Raw genomic sequence first — 14,604 nt, 5'->3', positions numbered from 1 at the left:
ACCGCGCCGACGGAGAAATAAACGATGGTCCGCGGGGCGTTGTCGGTCGCGGTCGCAATATTTGCGCTTCGAAAGGTGTTTGCCCCGGGGACACACACGACGCGGTATGGACCCGCGCATCCGCGAGCACGCACAAACTATCGTCGACCACTCCACGAGCGTCGAGGCCGGCGACAACGTCGTCGTCTCCGCGCCCTCGGTGGCCGAGGACCTCGTCACGGCCGTCCACGAACTGCTCGGCGACCGCGGCGCGAACGTCGTCGCGATGGACGCGAACCCGCGATTCACCCGCGCGTTCCTCCGCGCCGGCGACGACGACTACGAGACGCCCGAACACGTGCTGGCGCTCTACGAGGAGACCGACGTCATCATCCGCGTCCGCGGCGAGACGAACGCGACCGAACAGAGCGACGTGCCGCCCGAGACGAACGCCGCGTACAAGCGCGCCTACAAGCCCGTACAGGGCGAGATGCTCTCGAAGCGCTGGTGTCTCACCCAGTACCCCGCGAAGGGGAGCGCCCAGCTCGCGGGCATGAGCACCGAGGCCTACGAGAACTTCGTCTACGACGCCGTCACCCTCGACTGGGACGCGCAGGGCGAACTCCAACAGCAGTTGGTCGACATCCTCAACGACGGCGACGAAGTCCGCATCAAATCGGGCGACGAGACCGACGTGACGATGAGCATCGCCGGCAACACCGCCATCAACGACACGGCCGAGCACAACCTCCCCGGCGGCGAGGTGTTCACCGCGCCCGTGAAAGAGTCCGTGAACGGCGAGGTCTACTTCGACCTGCCGCTGTACCGGCAGGGCCGCGAGGTCTCCGGCGTCCGCGTCCGCTTCGAGGACGGCGAGGTCGTCGACTACTCCGCCGAGGGCAACGAGGAGGTCTTAGACGGCGTGTTCGATACCGACGAGGGCGCGCGCTACCTCGGCGAACTCGGCATCGGCATGAACCGCAGTATCGACCAGTTCACCTACAACATGCTGTTCGACGAGAAGATGGGCGACACCGTCCACATGGCCGTCGGCTCGGCGTACCCCGAGACGGTCGGCGCGGACAACGAACTCAACGAGAGCGCCGAGCACGTGGACATGATCGTCGATATGTCCGAAGACTCGGTCATCGAGGTCGACGGCGAGGTCGTCCAGCGAGACGGCACGTTCGTCTTCGAAGACGGGTTCTGACCCGCCCGGCGGCTCCGCCCGGTAGCGGACAACTCGCAACATTTCAGCTCCAGTTTATCGACCGGTGAATCGACTCGCGTCGTCGGGTTTTCCAGTCGAAACGGGAGCCTTCGAGCGGTCGTCGAAAACGGCGCGGAACCGCGGGCGAAACTCGGGCCACATCGAGCGACACTCACGGATTCTCCAGTCGAAGCGGTGCCCTTCCGACTATAGACAGGCGTGTGACAACAATACACATATCCCAGTAGGTTTATTTCGAATAGCCGACGAACACGAACCGATGCCAGCGGTCCAGTGCCGGGAGTGTGGACGCGACGTGGCGGTCCACGAGATAGAAACGGCGACCACGACGACGCCCGACGGCTTCGAGACGAGATATCGGTGTCCCTACTGCGGCTCCGAGATGCGCGACGTAAAAACGCGAATCGTCTGACGGCGTTACTCTTCGAGGTCGAGGTCGAACTGCTCGTTTTCGGTGACAGCGTTGAGCACGACCGACGTGTTGGACTCGCGGATGTCCGCGTCGGTGAGCAGTTTCTTGATCTGCGTGTTCATGCCGTCGGTGTCGCGGAACTTGCCGATGGCGATGATGTCGTAGTCGCCGGTGACCTCGTACACCGAAATCATCTGTTTTTCGGCGCGGAGGCGCTCTGTGATTTCGGGGAGCGCGGAGCCCTCGACTTTGAGTTGGATGACGGCGGTCACGTCGTAGCCGAGCGCGTCGTAGTTCACCCGCGGCGTGTAGCCCTCGATGACGCCTTCGTCTTCGAGGTCTCGCAGGTGATTCGAGACGGTCGTCACCGACACGTCGAGTTCTTCGGCGAGGCTTCGCAGGCTCGCTCGACCGTCACCGAGGAGCGCGTTGATGAGCTTCGCATCGAGGTTTTCGTACGTCATTACATCCAGAGACCGTCCGAGGGCATTAGAATTTTACGAATATCCAATTCTGTGGCACACCGCGGGGAATTGCATTAAGCGGAAAGGTCTTTATAGTGCGGGTGTTCGAATCGCGTGTTCAGGAAAATGACGGAAGACAACGCACTCACCGACGGCGGCCTGAGCGACGAGGCACAGTCGGTCATCGACGAGATCGAAGAGAAGAATGTCGACTTCCTCCGACTGCAGTTCACCGACATTCTCGGAACGGTCAAAAACGTCTCCATCCCGGCCTCGCAGGCCGAGAAGGCGTTCACGGAGGGCATCTACTTCGACGGTTCCTCCATCGACGGCTTCGTGCGCATCCAGGAGTCCGACATGCGCCTCGAGCCCGACCCGTCGACGTTCGCCGTCCTCCCGTGGCGGAAGAAGGAAAACAGCGCCGCAGGCCGTCTCATCTGTGACGTGTTCAACACGTCCACCGGCGAGCCCTTCAGCGGCGACCCGCGTGGCGTCCTCAAGCGCGCCATCGCCCGCGCCGAAGACCTCGGCTATGACGTGAACGTCGCCCCCGAACCGGAGTTCTTCCTGTTCGAAGAAGACGAAAACGGCCGCGCGACGACCGTCACGAACGACGCCGGCGGCTACTTCGACCTCGCGCCGAAGGACCTCGCGTCCGACGTGCGCCGCGACATCATCTACGGCCTCGAAAGCATGGGCTTCGACATCGAAGCCTCGCACCACGAGGTCGCCGAGGGTCAACACGAGATTAACTTCACGTACGACGACGCGCTGTCGACGGCCGACAACGTCGCGACGTTCCGGTCCGTCGTCCGCGCCATCGCGGCCGAACACGACCTCCACGCGACGTTCATGCCCAAGCCCATCCCGCGCATCAACGGCTCCGGCATGCACACCCACATCTCGCTGTTCCAGGACGGCGAGAACGCGTTCCACGACGGCGACGACGAGTTCGACCTGAGCGACACGGCCAAGAGCTTCGTCGCGGGCATCCTCGACCACGCGCCCGCAATCACGGCGGTCGCCGACCCGACGGTCAACTCCTACAAGCGCCTCGTCCCCGGCTACGAAGCGCCGGTCTACATCGCGTGGTCCGACCGCAACCGCTCGGCGCTCATCCGCAAGCCGGCCGCCCGCACGCCGGCCGCCTCGCGTATCGAGGCCCGCTTCCCCGACCCGTCCTGTAACCCGTACCTCGCGTTCGCCGCGCTCATCCACGCCGGTCTCGACGGCGTCGAGAAGGACCTCGACTGCCCCGACCCGGTCCGCGAGAACATCTACGAGTTCGACGAGGAAAAGCGCGAAGAGTACGGCATCGAGACGCTCCCGAAGGACCTCGGCGGCGCCGTCGACGCCCTCGAAGAGGACGAAGTCATCCAGGACGCCCTGGGCGACCACGTCTTCGAGAAGTTCGTCGAAGCCAAGCGCTCCGAGTTCAAGGACTACCTCGTCGACGTCTCCCAGTGGGAGCTCGACCGGTACCTCGAGACGTTCTAAGCGCCGCGCACGCCCAACACCGATTTTTCTTTCGCGACCGCTGGTCGGAGAGCGACAGCGCCCGGTATCGCAGTCGGCCAGAAGCAGAAACAGAAACCAGAAGCGACGCGAGCCGAACGCGGATAACAGCCCGAAAACGCGGCCTTAGTCGGCCCGCAGGGACGCCCCGTCGCCGAGTCCGAGCCGGTCGTACGCCCGCGGCGCGACGAGGATAAAGGCGACCACCGCCGCGGTGGCGAGCACCGTCACCGGGACCGAGGCGTCCACCACGTCGACGCCGACCCAGAGGCCGCCCGCGCCGAGGAACGCGACGAGCGCGACCGGCGGCGACAGCGTCGGCAGTGACTCGTGGTCGGCGAGTCGCGTCCAGCCGGCGAGGCCGCCGAGCGACCCGCCGAGCGCCGCCGCGGCGTTTTCGGTGTGTCCGGAGAGGCCCGTGGCGAACACCGCCGCGAGCGCGAGGACGCTGAGGCCGGCCGCGATGGCGAACAGGCGCGCCGGGTCGAGGTGGCCGGCCGCGTCGGGGTCGTCCGCGCCGGCGACGAGAAAGACCGCCTTCAGGAAGCCGAGGCCGAGGAGGACGCCGACCACGACGTCGACGCCGTAGTGGACGCCGAGGAAGATTCGCGAGAGCGAGACGATGCCGACGGCGACCGCCGCGGCGACGAGTCGGCGGCGGCGGTCCCACAGGTCGAGAAGCGAGACGGCGGCCCCGTAGACGACCGTGGTCCCGAGGGCGTGCCCGCTCGGGAAGCCGAAGCCGTCGTCTGTCGTGAACGAGACGAACAGGTCCGAAAGCGGCGACGGCCACGCGGGCGCGTCGGCGACGGCCGCGGTCGGCGGCCGCGGCAGGGCGAAGCCGACTTTCAGCGCCGTGACGAGCGCCAGCGACCCGAGCGCGAGGCCGACGAAGGAGGCCGCGGTCCGCCGCGGTCGCGCCGTGATTCGGGGGCGGCAGAGCCAGTACAGCGACGTGAACGCGACGAAGTAGAACCACTGGTCGCCGAGTTGGGTGGCGAGCCCGAACAGGAAGACCAGCGCGTCCGGCGCGTTCGCGAGCGCCAGCTCGCCGAAGCCGCGGGTCTGAAGCGAGAGTGCGAACCGGAACATCTCAGCCGCGGCGTTCGCGGACCGCGTCGACGGCGCGGCCGGGGAGGCCGAGCGCGTTCAGGCCGATGCCGAAGATGACGAACAGGACGTAGAGCCCGAGCGTCGACAGGAAGATGATGAGCATGGCGACGACCGCGATGAGGTCCGACTGGAGGTAGTAGAACGCGCCGAGCGTGAGGACGACGCCGTAGCCGAGCACGAGGTAGGGACCCCAGCCGCGGGCCTTGCCGCGGCGCATCCGCCGGCGGACGTAGCGCTTCAACTCGGCTTCGAGCTTGGGCTTTTCGACCGTCCGGTCGGTCACGTCGTCCTCGAACGCGTCGAGGTCGGCCCGGAGTTCCTCGACCTGCGATTCCAGCTCCTCGATGTCGGGAGCGCCGCGCGGGGAGACGGACGCGCCGGTCTCCGCGTCGCCGGCGTCGTCCGTCCGCGGCCCATCGGTGTCTCCTCGGTCGTCGCTCATATCCGTACGAGCGTCATGTCGGTCTCCCGTATGTTGTACCTGCCGGTCCACTCCGGGTGGTCCCCCCGGCGGGTCACGCGGTTCCGCGGGCGACGCGTCGTCGCCGACCCCCGCGAGGACCGCGTTGACGACCGCGCCCGAAAGCAGGATGAGCCCCGAAAAGTAGAACCACGTCACGAGCAACAGGAGCGTCCCGAGCGCGCCCGCGACCGACGCGCCGGCCACCGACGCGTAGAGACCGAAGCCGACCCCGAGGACGGTCCAGCCGACGGCCGCGAAGACGGTTCCCGGAACGACCTGCCGCGGTGAGAGGTCGGCGTCGGGAAAGACGTAGTACAGCGGGAAGAACGCCGCACACAGCGTGAGAAGCAACAGAATCGGCGAGAGCAGTTGGATGAACGGCACGTCGAGCAGGCCGAGGAGCGCGGTCAGCACCGCGACGCCGATGGTGCCGACGCCGATGCTGGCGAGGGCGATTGCGCCGTCGCGGAGCTGGTCGAGGAGGCCGCCAGCCTCCGAGCCGTAGATGCGCGAGAAGGCGATGTCGAGGCCGCGGAAGAGCTTCAGCGCCCCCCAGACCGTCAGCGCGAGGCTCACCGCCCCGACGCTTCCCTGTCCGGTTCGGTCCGCGAGGGCCTCCTCGACGAGGCCCTGCCCGGTCGGGACGAGGTACTGCTCGACGAGCGTCTGGAGTTGGGCCTGCAACTCCGCGCCGCCGACCGCGGTGGCGACGACGACGCCGAGGACGAGAAGCGGAATCAACGAGACGAGCGCGTAGTACGAGATGCTGGCCGCGAGAAACGAGATTTCCTTCTCCCGAATCGTGTCGACGACGGCCCGTGCGACGGGGACGGCGGTTCGAATCGTGGCGCTCACGTATCACGGAAACGACACGGGAGGCAAAGAAGCTACCCGCCGACGCGGCCTCGTGACTCGGTTACGGCCGCTGGCCGTTGCCTCGTCAGGCTTCGGGGTCGAGCGCGGCGGTCGCCTCGCGTATCTCAGCGACCGTCGCGTCGGTCTTGAACGCGGTGCCGTGGTAGTGCGCGGGCGTGGCGTCGTAGCCGGCCTCGCGGAGGGTTTCGAGGAACGTCTCCATCTTCGATGCCGACCGACCCCAGAGCTTACACAGGCGGTGCTGGTCGAAGTGGGTCGGCGTGTCGAGTTCGACCGCGAGCGTGTCGAGGAGCTTGCGGGCGCGCTTCGCGGTGCCGAAGTCCTCGGTCACCTCGTCGCGGACGGCCTCGGCGAACGCCGGCTCGGAGACGGGACCGAGCCAGATGGGACCGGCTTCGAGAATCCGGGTCGAGTCGCAGTTGGCGCACGACTCGGGCGGGTGGGCGATGAGCGAGCGCTCGGCCTCGCGGTGGAGGCAGTCCTCGCAGTGGTAGACGAAGCCGGTGGATTCGAGGAGTTCGTCGGCCTTCGTCGCCCGCTCGTCGAGTTCGAGATACGCCCGCGCGTAGTGACGCGTCGCGTGCGAGAGAATCGGGACGGCGGCCTTGTCGTAGCGGGCGGCGGTGCGGACCATCGCGCCGAGGAGGGTGCGAAGCCCCATCTCGGGGTGGTAGTCGGTGTTCTGGGGGAGACAGCCGTACTTCCGGATGCCGCTTTTCTGGTGTGCGCCGCACAGCGGGGCGGTGTCCGTGGCGGTGACGCAGACGAGGTCGCGGGTGTTGGCGAACGCGGGGTCGGCGAAGGGCATCGGCGTGCCGAAGGGGTCGAGGTCGACCACGTCGAAGACGGAGTCGTACATGAGGGCGTTGGCGTTGCGGTGGACCGCCTCGCCGCCGTTGCCGGCGCGGTCGAGGTTCGACTGGGCGAGTTCGACGGCGTCGGTGTCGAGGTCGGCGCAGGTCACGTCGTAGCCCTCGGCGGCGGCGCGGACGCCCCGGATACCCGAGGCGGCCATCGCGTCGAGGTAGCTCTCGGCTCGGGGTTCGCGCTCGCGGAAGGAGCGGAGGACGGCCGCGGTGATGTCCCGGTTCAACTCCTGTGTGGGGTTGTAGAAGACATCGTCGCCGGTCCCCGCGGACGCCCCGTCGCGGGCGTCGGGAACCTCGATTTCGACGCCTCCCTCGCTCACGTGCATACCCGCAGTCGCCCGCGCGGGCGGAAACCGGTTGCGATGCGATTGTGCGACGCGGTTGTGCGACGCGGTTGTGCGACGCGATTGTGACGCGATTACGATGCGATTGTGACGCGATTTCGGCGGTCGGTCCACCCCGCGGCATCGAATGCGTTTTCACCGCCACCGACGAAGTCGCCGGCGTGGACCCGGCCGACGACTGGCGAGCGGCGCTCGCGGAGACCGGGCGGCTCTCGCCGACCATCGTGCAGGCCATCGTCGACGCCCACGGCGACCGGGGCGTCACGGCCATCGAGGCCGTCTCCGAGCGACGGGTGAAGCGCTACCGCGACTTCGACGTGGTCGTCGGCTACGACGACGAGTACGTGGTCGAAGACCGGGGCTGTACCTGCAAGGACTCCCAGTACAACCTCGACCCCGACGAGGGCGAGCGCTGTTGGCACGTCCTCGCGGTCGACGTGGCCGAGGCGCTCGGCGAACTCGACCACCACGACATGTGGTACTCCGACGTGCGGGAATTTCTGTAATCTCAGTTCTCAACGACGCGCCCGTTCGGCCCGTCGTCGCGCCGCGGGAACGACCACAATCCTTTCCGAACCCCGCCGCGAACCTCGGCCCAACGGATGGCTGATTTCGACCTCTCTATCGACGAAAAGCGGGTGTACGCGGACAAGTCCGACAAGCAGACGGTGTACGTCGCCGCGGGCGTCGGGGTCGTGACCGTCGACGTCTCCGACGACCTCGTCGGCGGCTTCCGCATCGACCACCGGTGTACCGCGCGGGACGCCGCCGGGTCGCCCGGAGAAGTCGCCGTCGCCACCGACGAGGACGTGTTGCTCGTGCAGGGCGGCGACTACCACGAACTCGACTTCGGTCCCGCGACGGCCGTCGGCTTCCACCGGAATCGCGTCGTCGCCGCCGACGATGCGGGTCGCGTCGCCCGCTTCGACGAGTCCGGGTGGACCGACCTCGGCGCGGTCGGAGCGGTCCGCGCCCTCGACGGGAGCCTCGTCGCGGCCGACGACGGCGTCTACCGTATCGGCGACGACGGCCTCACGCACGTCGGCCTCGACGACGTGAACGACGTGTCCGACCCCGCGGGCCGCCTCGGCGGCGACTCGGGGACCCCGCTCGCCGCGACCGACTCGGGGCTGTACGCGCTCGGCAACGGCTGGATGGACGCGCTCGACGGGGCGTTTTCGGCGGTCGCGTCGATGCCGGACGGCCGCGCCCACGCGGTCGGTCCGGACGGCGTCGTCGCGCGCGACGCCGAGTCGGGGACGTGGGAGGCCGCGCCGATTCCGCTGGACGAGACGGTCGTCGCGCTCGCCCACGACGCCCGCGCCGCCTACGCCGTCACCGACGCGGGGAGCTTCTGCGTCCGACTGACCGGGGACGACTGGCGGACGCAGGTGCTCGGATTGGACACGGTCGGCGTCGCGGTGCGCTGACACGCGACGCGGCTGAACGCAACGAAAAGCGGTTTTACCCCCCACGAGAGACGAACGGGTATGCTCGTACCCGGCGCATCCTCGCAGGCACTCGCGGCCGCGCTCGCTTCCGAACTCGGCGAGTCGCTCGCGGCCGTCGAGTACGACCGCTTCCCCGACGGCGAGACGCTGGCCGCGGTCCCCGGTTTCGACGCCGACGCCGCCACCATCGTCGCCAGCACCGCCAGCAACGACGCCTACGTCGAACTGCTCCAACTGCAGGACGCCGTCCGCGAGGCCGGCGCGTCGGCGGTCACGACGGTCATCCCGTACATGGGCTACGCCCGACAGGACAAGGCGTTCGAGGCCGGCCACCCGGTTTCGGCCCGCGCGGTCGCCCGCGCCGTGAGCACGACGACCGACCGCGTCGTGCTCGTCAACCCCCACGAGGACGCCGTCTCGGAGTTCTTCGACGTGCCCGTCGACATCGTCGACGCCGCCGGGCGACTCGCCGAACCGCTCCCCGAACTCGACGACCCGCTGTTTCTGTCGCCCGACTCGGGAGCTATCGGCATCGCGGAAACCGTCCGCGACGCCTACGGCGACGGCGAGACCGACTACTTCGAGAAGGTGCGCCACTCCGGGACCGACGTGGAAATCACGCCGAGCGACGCCGACTTCGAGGGCCGCGACGTGGTCATCACCGACGACATCATCGCCACCGGGTCGACCATGAGCGAGGCCGTGACCGTCCTCGCCGACGGCGGCGCAAAGCGCGTCTTCTGTGCGACCGTCCACCCGCTTTTGGCTCGCAACGCCCGCACGAAACTCGCGCGCGCCGGTATCGAGCGCGTCGTCGGCACCGACACCATCGAGCGCGACGTGAGCGAGGTGTCCGTCGCGCCCGCTCTCGTCGACGAACTCGAACGGTAGCAGACCACACACTCTCTCGAAACGGTTTTGCCGGTCCCCGCATCTCGGGATACTATGGGACGTTACGGAAACATCGACTACCCGCGGATGACCAAGACCGGCCTCGGACTGGGGCTCGCGCTGTTCCTGTTCGGCGCTGTCGGCGCGAAAGTCGCCCTCGCCGTGAGCGGCGGTGCCATCCCCGGCTGGGAGCGCACGCTGTTTTTCGACGCCGAGTGGCTCGGCATCGCGCTGGTGCTGTTCTCGCCGATTATCTTCGGCATCGTGCTCCCGCTTACGGAGTAGATGGCCGACGCCGACCCCCGGTTTCCCGACGCCGACGAGACGCTCGTCCTCGAACCCGACTGCGCGCGCTGTCCGGCGCTCGTCGAGTGCCGAAACCGCATCTCGTGGGGCGTCGGCCCCGCTGACGCGACCGTGATGGTCGTCGGCGAAGCGCCCGGCGCGGGCAACCCCGACGCCGAGCGCTGGCGGGGCGGCAACTGGACCGGGATGTCCTACACCGCCCGGCACTCGGGCCGCCGCATCCGCGAGACGATGGCCGCCGTCGGCTACGAGTCCGGCGTCTTCTACACGAACGCCGTCAAGTGCTTCCCCTCGGACGGCGAGGGGTCGAACCGCGCGCCCACGGCCGCCGAAAAGGCGAACTGCCGCGACCACCTCGTTTCCGAACTCGAAGCCATCGACCCCGACGTGGTGGTCCCGACCGGCCGCCACGCGACCGAAAGCGTCCTCGCGCTCGACGACGCCTCGCTGGACGGCTTTCTCGATACCGTCCTCGAACCCGTCGAGAGCGAGCGGTTCGGCTACACCGTGGTCCCGCTTTTACACCCCTCCTACCGCGACGTGTGGCTCTCCCGGCTCGGCTACGAGTTAGACGAGTATCTGGCCGACTTGGAGTCGATTCTCCCCTAACCTCGCCGTGTCGACCGAGGCGCACACCGACGCCGACCACAAACGGTCCGCCGAGCGGAACTGACTCGACCGACTCCGGACCGGTGCGAACTTTCTTTTTCCCGCCAATCGACACCTCACGTATGTCCGACTGCATCTTCTGCGCCATCGTCGACGGCGACATCCCCGGCCGAATCGTCCACGAGACCGAGCACACGCTCGCGTTCCTCGACGCCAACCCGCTCGCGCCCGGCCACACGCTCGTCGTCCCGAAAGAGCACCACGCCCGCCTCGACGAGGTGCCGGCCGACGCGGCGGCCGACCTCTTCGCCGCCGTGAACGACCTCGTCCCACGCGTCGAGGCGGCGGTCGACGCCGACGCGACGAACGTCGGCATCAACAACGGCTCCGCCGCCGGCCAGGAAGTCGACCACGTCCACGTCCACATCGTCCCGCGGTTCGAGGGCGACGGCGGCAGTCCCATCCACGCCGTCGCGGGCGAGCGACCCGACCTCTCCGACGAGGAACTGGACGACATCGAAGCGGCCATCTCGGGCTGACGCACCGCTTTCGGTTCAGCCGACGCGACTTCTCTCCCACCGAACGTGTAGATATGAACACATATGAGGGCGGCCCGAGTACCGCCAGTCGTGACAGTCCTCCAATCGTTTCGAACGACCCTCCAAGTCGTCACCGACACGCCGGTGCTCGTCGCGTTCGCCCTCGCGTTCGGGGCCATGGGCGCGCTGAATAACGCCTCCGGCCTCGTCAGTGTGGTCGGGACGATTCTGCTCCTGTTCGGCTCACCGGCGCTCATCGGCGCGTTCTACACCGCCATCGACGGCGCGCGCCCCGGCACTGACACCGACCTGCGCGCGTCCACCGCGGCACAGCGCTACTACGTCAGCCTGCTCGGTGCGAGCGTCCTTTCCGGCCTCGTCATCATGGTCGTCGCGATGGTCGTCGGCGGCGGCGTCGTCGGCTACATCGGCTTCGACCGACTCAACGCGGTGCTGAACGGCTCCGCGAGCCTCACGCTCGTCGAACTCGCCGGCGGCGGAGCGGCGCTCGCGGTCCTGATGGCCGTCGTCTACGTCTTCACCTTCTTCGACACCGCCGTCGTCTTCGACGGGAAGACCGCGGGCGGGTCGCTCAGCAGAAGCGTCGACTTCGTCTTCGGGAACTTCCGGCAGGTCGTCGGCTACGCGGTCGTGGCGACCGTCGCGACCTCGGTCGTCGACCTGCCGGTGCTCTGGTTCGTCACCCTCGACGGGGCGACCACCGTCGCCGGCGCGGTGACGGCGTTCCAAGCGCCGATGTCGGCGGTCGATATCGCCGTCGTGGCCGTCGCCTCGACGGTCACCACGCTCGTCGGGCGGACCTACAAGGTCTGTTTCTACCGGGCCTGCACGGACGACGCGCCGGGAGCGGACCCGGTGACGACCGACGGCGAGTGGGCGGCGTAGTCGCGCGTTCGGTGGCACCGACGGCGGGCGACCGAAGCTATTAATCTGAGCACCCGACCACTCGCGGTATGTCGATTCCCACCACCACCGCGCTCGTCGGGGCCACCGGCGGCGCGGGGACGACCCGACTGACGCTCGAACTCGCCGCGGCGCTCGCGGACGACGGTCGCGACGTGGCCGTCCTCGACGCGGCGTTCGCCACGCAGGGACTCTCGGACTACGTCTCGGGGACGCTCGACCCCGACGCGACGGCGCTCGTCACCGACGCCGCGGACGTGCCGCTCGAATCGGGGTTGGTCGCGTTCGCCCCCGACACCGAGGGGCGCGTCGCCGTCTGTCCGGCCGCGGCCCCGTTCGAGCGACTCGCGCGGGCGATGACGCCCGACGCCGCGCGGGCGTTCGAGGGGCGTATCGCCGAGGCCGCAGACGGCTTCGACCACGTCCTCGTCGACGCGCCGCTTCTCGCGTCGAATCAGACGGTCGCCGCCGCCGCGGCCTGCGACCGCGTCGCGCTCGTCGCGCCCGCCACGGACCGCGGTGCCGACGCCGTCGGTCGACTCAGCGCGCGGGCCGCCGACATCGGCACCGACGTCGACGCGGTCGTCTCCACGTTCGGCGAACTCGACGACGCGGACGTCGTCGTCCCCGAAACCGAGGCGGACGGCATCGCCGACGTGCCGGCGTGCCGCGACGACGCCGAGCTCGCGGCGGGCGTCGGCGCAGTCGCGGAAATCCTCCTCGACGTCGAAATCGATGCCGCGGCCGCCACCGACGGGGTCCTCGGCTCGGTCGGCGAGTACGTCCGTCGCTGAGCGCGCGCGGCGTCGACTATTTTGGGAGAGCGGTCGTGCGTCTCGATCGCTGGTGATTGTTGGATTTTAACCCAGAGTTCAACCGCATCACAACGAGAATTCGGTTGAAAGCCCCAACGAGTACATATTTTCTAGATATACAGTCTCGATATCCTCATAGTATGTATGTATATAGCTGTCAATCGTCTCTCGATTCGGGTCAGCACTCTCAATTCGATCTCCACGCATATACTGAACCAACTCACGTGGGATTTCACACTCGACTTGCCAGTATGTGCTAAATCGATGCCGCCCGTAATGACTCGTCACCGCTCGATGAACATCGGTCTCGTCGTACTCTGGCCTGAACACGCTAGTCCACACGCGGTTGATAGCTTCAGGGGTGATTTGCGAAGCTGTCGTATGACTCTGAAACACCCACTGACTCCCCGTATCTGGTCGTACCAATAAGTGCTGCACGAGTGACTGGTACACCTCGTCGTCTAGTGGGAGGAGTCGCGCTCGGTGTGACTTATTCCCCTGTTCTTCGTATCTCGACGGGATGTAAACCACCTGGGAAAGGTCCTCAACGACAGGATTTGTCCCAAGTCCAGGGTACGCTGTGTTCAGTTCCTCGTGGTCAACTGCGAGGTTCGCCAGTCGAAGGTTACTCACCTCACCCGCCCGCAGACCCAGTTTGAGTTGCAAGACGACAATGAGACGGTCGCGGACATCGGTGATCGTGCGGACGATTTCACCGAGGCGCGTTGGCGAAATTCTCGGTGGGTCTTTCGAGGGAGGCTGTGACAAATCCGTTGTCGCGAATACATACTGGAACGGATTGTAGCCAGGGTCGTGCGGAAACACTGAATCGGCCTGCCAGTAGCGATACACTCGATTGAGTCGGTGAAGCCGTGTCCGAATTGTCACGGGCTTCAGCTCTCGCGTTGAGAGACAGTTCTCCACGTACCGCAGGATATGGTCCTCGCTCGGGCATGCCGGATGACGTCCCACACTGGACATATGGTGGGTCCACTCGTCGATGAGTTGCTGGTATGCTTGTGTGGTTCTGGGAGCAGGGTCGTCCGGTTCGAGACCACATTTCAGGAATACCTCAAATGGATCCACCGTCAGTGCTTCGAAGGTCGACTCGTATACCGACAGGGGATCACGTTCCCGTTCGAACGCGGCACCAATTTCGTCGCGAAGTGCATCGCCCGTCGAGTCATAGTCGTCGGTCATTGCGGTGCACCTCCTGACGTCATTGTGCCAGTCTTCCTCGCCCACAGCGCCTTTGCTGTGGGATAGCTCGCCGCCGCCATCCACACGGGATGATACACGTGTGGGTATCCTGGATGCCGCTGCAGCCAAGTGAAGAACTCTTCAACACGAATCCAGTATTCAGAGTAGACTGTGTTGAGCGTCCGCGTCTCCGTTAACTCTGCAAGCCACGCTTCCACGTCGGTCGGTCTTGCACATGCATGATGTCGACCCCGTGACTCTATGTACGACGTGAATGCCGACCCTGCTTTCCGCAACGTTGCACGATACGCGTTCGAATCGAAATTGGGGTTCCGTGATTTGACGAATTCATCCCACACATCTCGTGTTTCAAACGTCGATTCAAACCGCTCTAGTCGCGATCGAGAGGGGACCTCATTCAGTTGTTTGTAGATGCCCATCCGCCGGTGTACGTTGTTTGATTTTCGTCGATTCATACGAATTCGACCGCTTCAGGCAGCCGACACCCCTGTCGGCTGCCAATAAAATCTCAAGTTTGACTCGAAGACTGAGTGTGTACTATATCACCGATACAGGGCACGGGTGTATCCGCAACAAGACGTT

General features: G+C 66.6%; 16 protein-coding genes. 11 read left to right on the top strand and 5 right to left on the bottom strand.

Annotated elements, in window-relative coordinates; translation table 11 throughout:
- Positions 1-106 precede the first annotated feature (106 nt).
- Both C438_RS08655 and C438_RS19680 read left to right on the top strand, forming a co-directional pair.
- Positions 107-1,189 carry an aminopeptidase gene (locus C438_RS08655; RefSeq protein WP_004968981.1) on the top strand — a complete coding sequence of 361 codons (1,083 nt, stop codon included), beginning with the start codon at positions 107-109 and terminating at the stop codon, positions 1,187-1,189.
- Between the two features lie 280 nt (positions 1,190-1,469).
- Complete coding sequence (locus C438_RS19680) at positions 1,470-1,622, top strand: hypothetical protein (protein WP_004968980.1); 153 nt, start codon at positions 1,470-1,472, stop codon at positions 1,620-1,622.
- 5 nt (positions 1,623-1,627) lie between these two features.
- Here the strand turns inward: C438_RS19680 and lrp are convergent, their stop codons facing one another.
- On the bottom strand, positions 1,628-2,086 hold the full coding sequence (gene lrp / locus C438_RS08650) for an HTH-type transcriptional regulator Lrp (RefSeq protein WP_004045355.1): 459 nt from the start codon (positions 2,084-2,086) through the stop codon (positions 1,628-1,630).
- Between the two features lie 126 nt (positions 2,087-2,212).
- Between lrp and glnA the strand changes: the two genes are divergently transcribed.
- Entirely contained in the window at positions 2,213-3,583 is a 1,371-nt protein-coding gene (glnA, locus tag C438_RS08645) for a type I glutamate--ammonia ligase (protein ID WP_004968979.1), read from the top strand.
- 144 nt (positions 3,584-3,727) lie between these two features.
- Here glnA and C438_RS08640 read toward each other — a convergent pair whose 3' ends face one another.
- The 3 genes from C438_RS08640 to C438_RS08630 all read right to left on the bottom strand — a co-directional run bounded on the left by C438_RS08640 (position 3,728) and on the right by C438_RS08630 (position 7,248).
- Positions 3,728-4,693, bottom strand: a complete 966-nt coding sequence (locus C438_RS08640; protein WP_004968978.1) for a phosphatase PAP2 family protein — start codon at positions 4,691-4,693, stop codon at positions 3,728-3,730.
- Between the two features lies 1 nt (position 4,694).
- Positions 4,695-6,032, bottom strand: coding sequence for a YihY/virulence factor BrkB family protein (locus C438_RS08635; RefSeq protein WP_004968977.1), 1,338 nt, complete (start codon positions 6,030-6,032; stop codon positions 4,695-4,697).
- Between the two features lie 85 nt (positions 6,033-6,117).
- Complete coding sequence (locus C438_RS08630; protein ID WP_004968976.1) at positions 6,118-7,248, bottom strand: tRNA (guanine(26)-N(2))-dimethyltransferase; 1,131 nt, start codon at positions 7,246-7,248, stop codon at positions 6,118-6,120.
- 179 nt (positions 7,249-7,427) lie between these two features.
- On the opposite strand from C438_RS08630, the gene C438_RS08625 reads away from it, so the two are divergent.
- The 8 genes from C438_RS08625 to C438_RS08590 all read left to right on the top strand — a co-directional run bounded on the left by C438_RS08625 (position 7,428) and on the right by C438_RS08590 (position 12,780).
- Entirely contained in the window at positions 7,428-7,772 is a 345-nt protein-coding gene (locus tag C438_RS08625; protein ID WP_004968975.1) for an SWIM zinc finger family protein, read from the top strand.
- A 96-nt stretch (positions 7,773-7,868) separates the two neighbouring features.
- Complete coding sequence (locus C438_RS08620) at positions 7,869-8,696, top strand: HVO_0234 family beta-propeller protein (protein ID WP_004968974.1); 828 nt, start codon at positions 7,869-7,871, stop codon at positions 8,694-8,696.
- A 60-nt stretch (positions 8,697-8,756) separates the two neighbouring features.
- Complete coding sequence (locus C438_RS08615; RefSeq protein WP_004968973.1) at positions 8,757-9,608, top strand: ribose-phosphate diphosphokinase; 852 nt, start codon at positions 8,757-8,759, stop codon at positions 9,606-9,608.
- 54 nt (positions 9,609-9,662) lie between these two features.
- The gene (locus tag C438_RS08610; RefSeq protein ID WP_049917893.1) at positions 9,663-9,893 is read left to right on the top strand and encodes a DUF7860 family protein; all 231 of its coding nucleotides are present in this window, start codon (positions 9,663-9,665) and stop codon (positions 9,891-9,893) included.
- Positions 9,894-10,523 carry a uracil-DNA glycosylase gene (locus C438_RS08605; protein WP_004968971.1) on the top strand — a complete coding sequence of 210 codons (630 nt, stop codon included), beginning with the start codon at positions 9,894-9,896 and terminating at the stop codon, positions 10,521-10,523. It abuts the gene before it with no gap.
- Positions 10,524-10,645: 122 nt separating this feature from the next.
- Positions 10,646-11,062: an HIT family protein gene (locus C438_RS08600; RefSeq protein ID WP_004968970.1), complete on the top strand. Its 417-nt coding sequence runs from the start codon at positions 10,646-10,648 to the stop codon at positions 11,060-11,062.
- Between the two features lie 90 nt (positions 11,063-11,152).
- Complete coding sequence (locus C438_RS08595; protein WP_004968969.1) at positions 11,153-11,968, top strand: DUF7847 domain-containing protein; 816 nt, start codon at positions 11,153-11,155, stop codon at positions 11,966-11,968.
- A gap of 68 nt (positions 11,969-12,036) precedes the next feature.
- Complete coding sequence (locus C438_RS08590; protein ID WP_004968968.1) at positions 12,037-12,780, top strand: cell division inhibitor; 744 nt, start codon at positions 12,037-12,039, stop codon at positions 12,778-12,780.
- A gap of 87 nt (positions 12,781-12,867) precedes the next feature.
- On the opposite strand, the gene C438_RS08585 is transcribed toward C438_RS08590, so the two are convergent.
- On the bottom strand, positions 12,868-14,001 hold the full coding sequence (locus C438_RS08585; protein WP_004968967.1) for a tyrosine-type recombinase/integrase: 1,134 nt from the start codon (positions 13,999-14,001) through the stop codon (positions 12,868-12,870).
- Positions 14,002-14,604: the final 603 nt, after the last annotated feature.

This window comes from Haloferax denitrificans ATCC 35960, assembly GCF_000337795.1.
In the GTDB taxonomy this organism is placed as follows: Archaea; Halobacteriota; Halobacteria; order Halobacteriales; family Haloferacaceae; genus Haloferax; species Haloferax denitrificans.
Note: the sequence above shows the minus strand (reverse complement) of the source record. Positions and strands in the feature narration are given on the sequence as shown.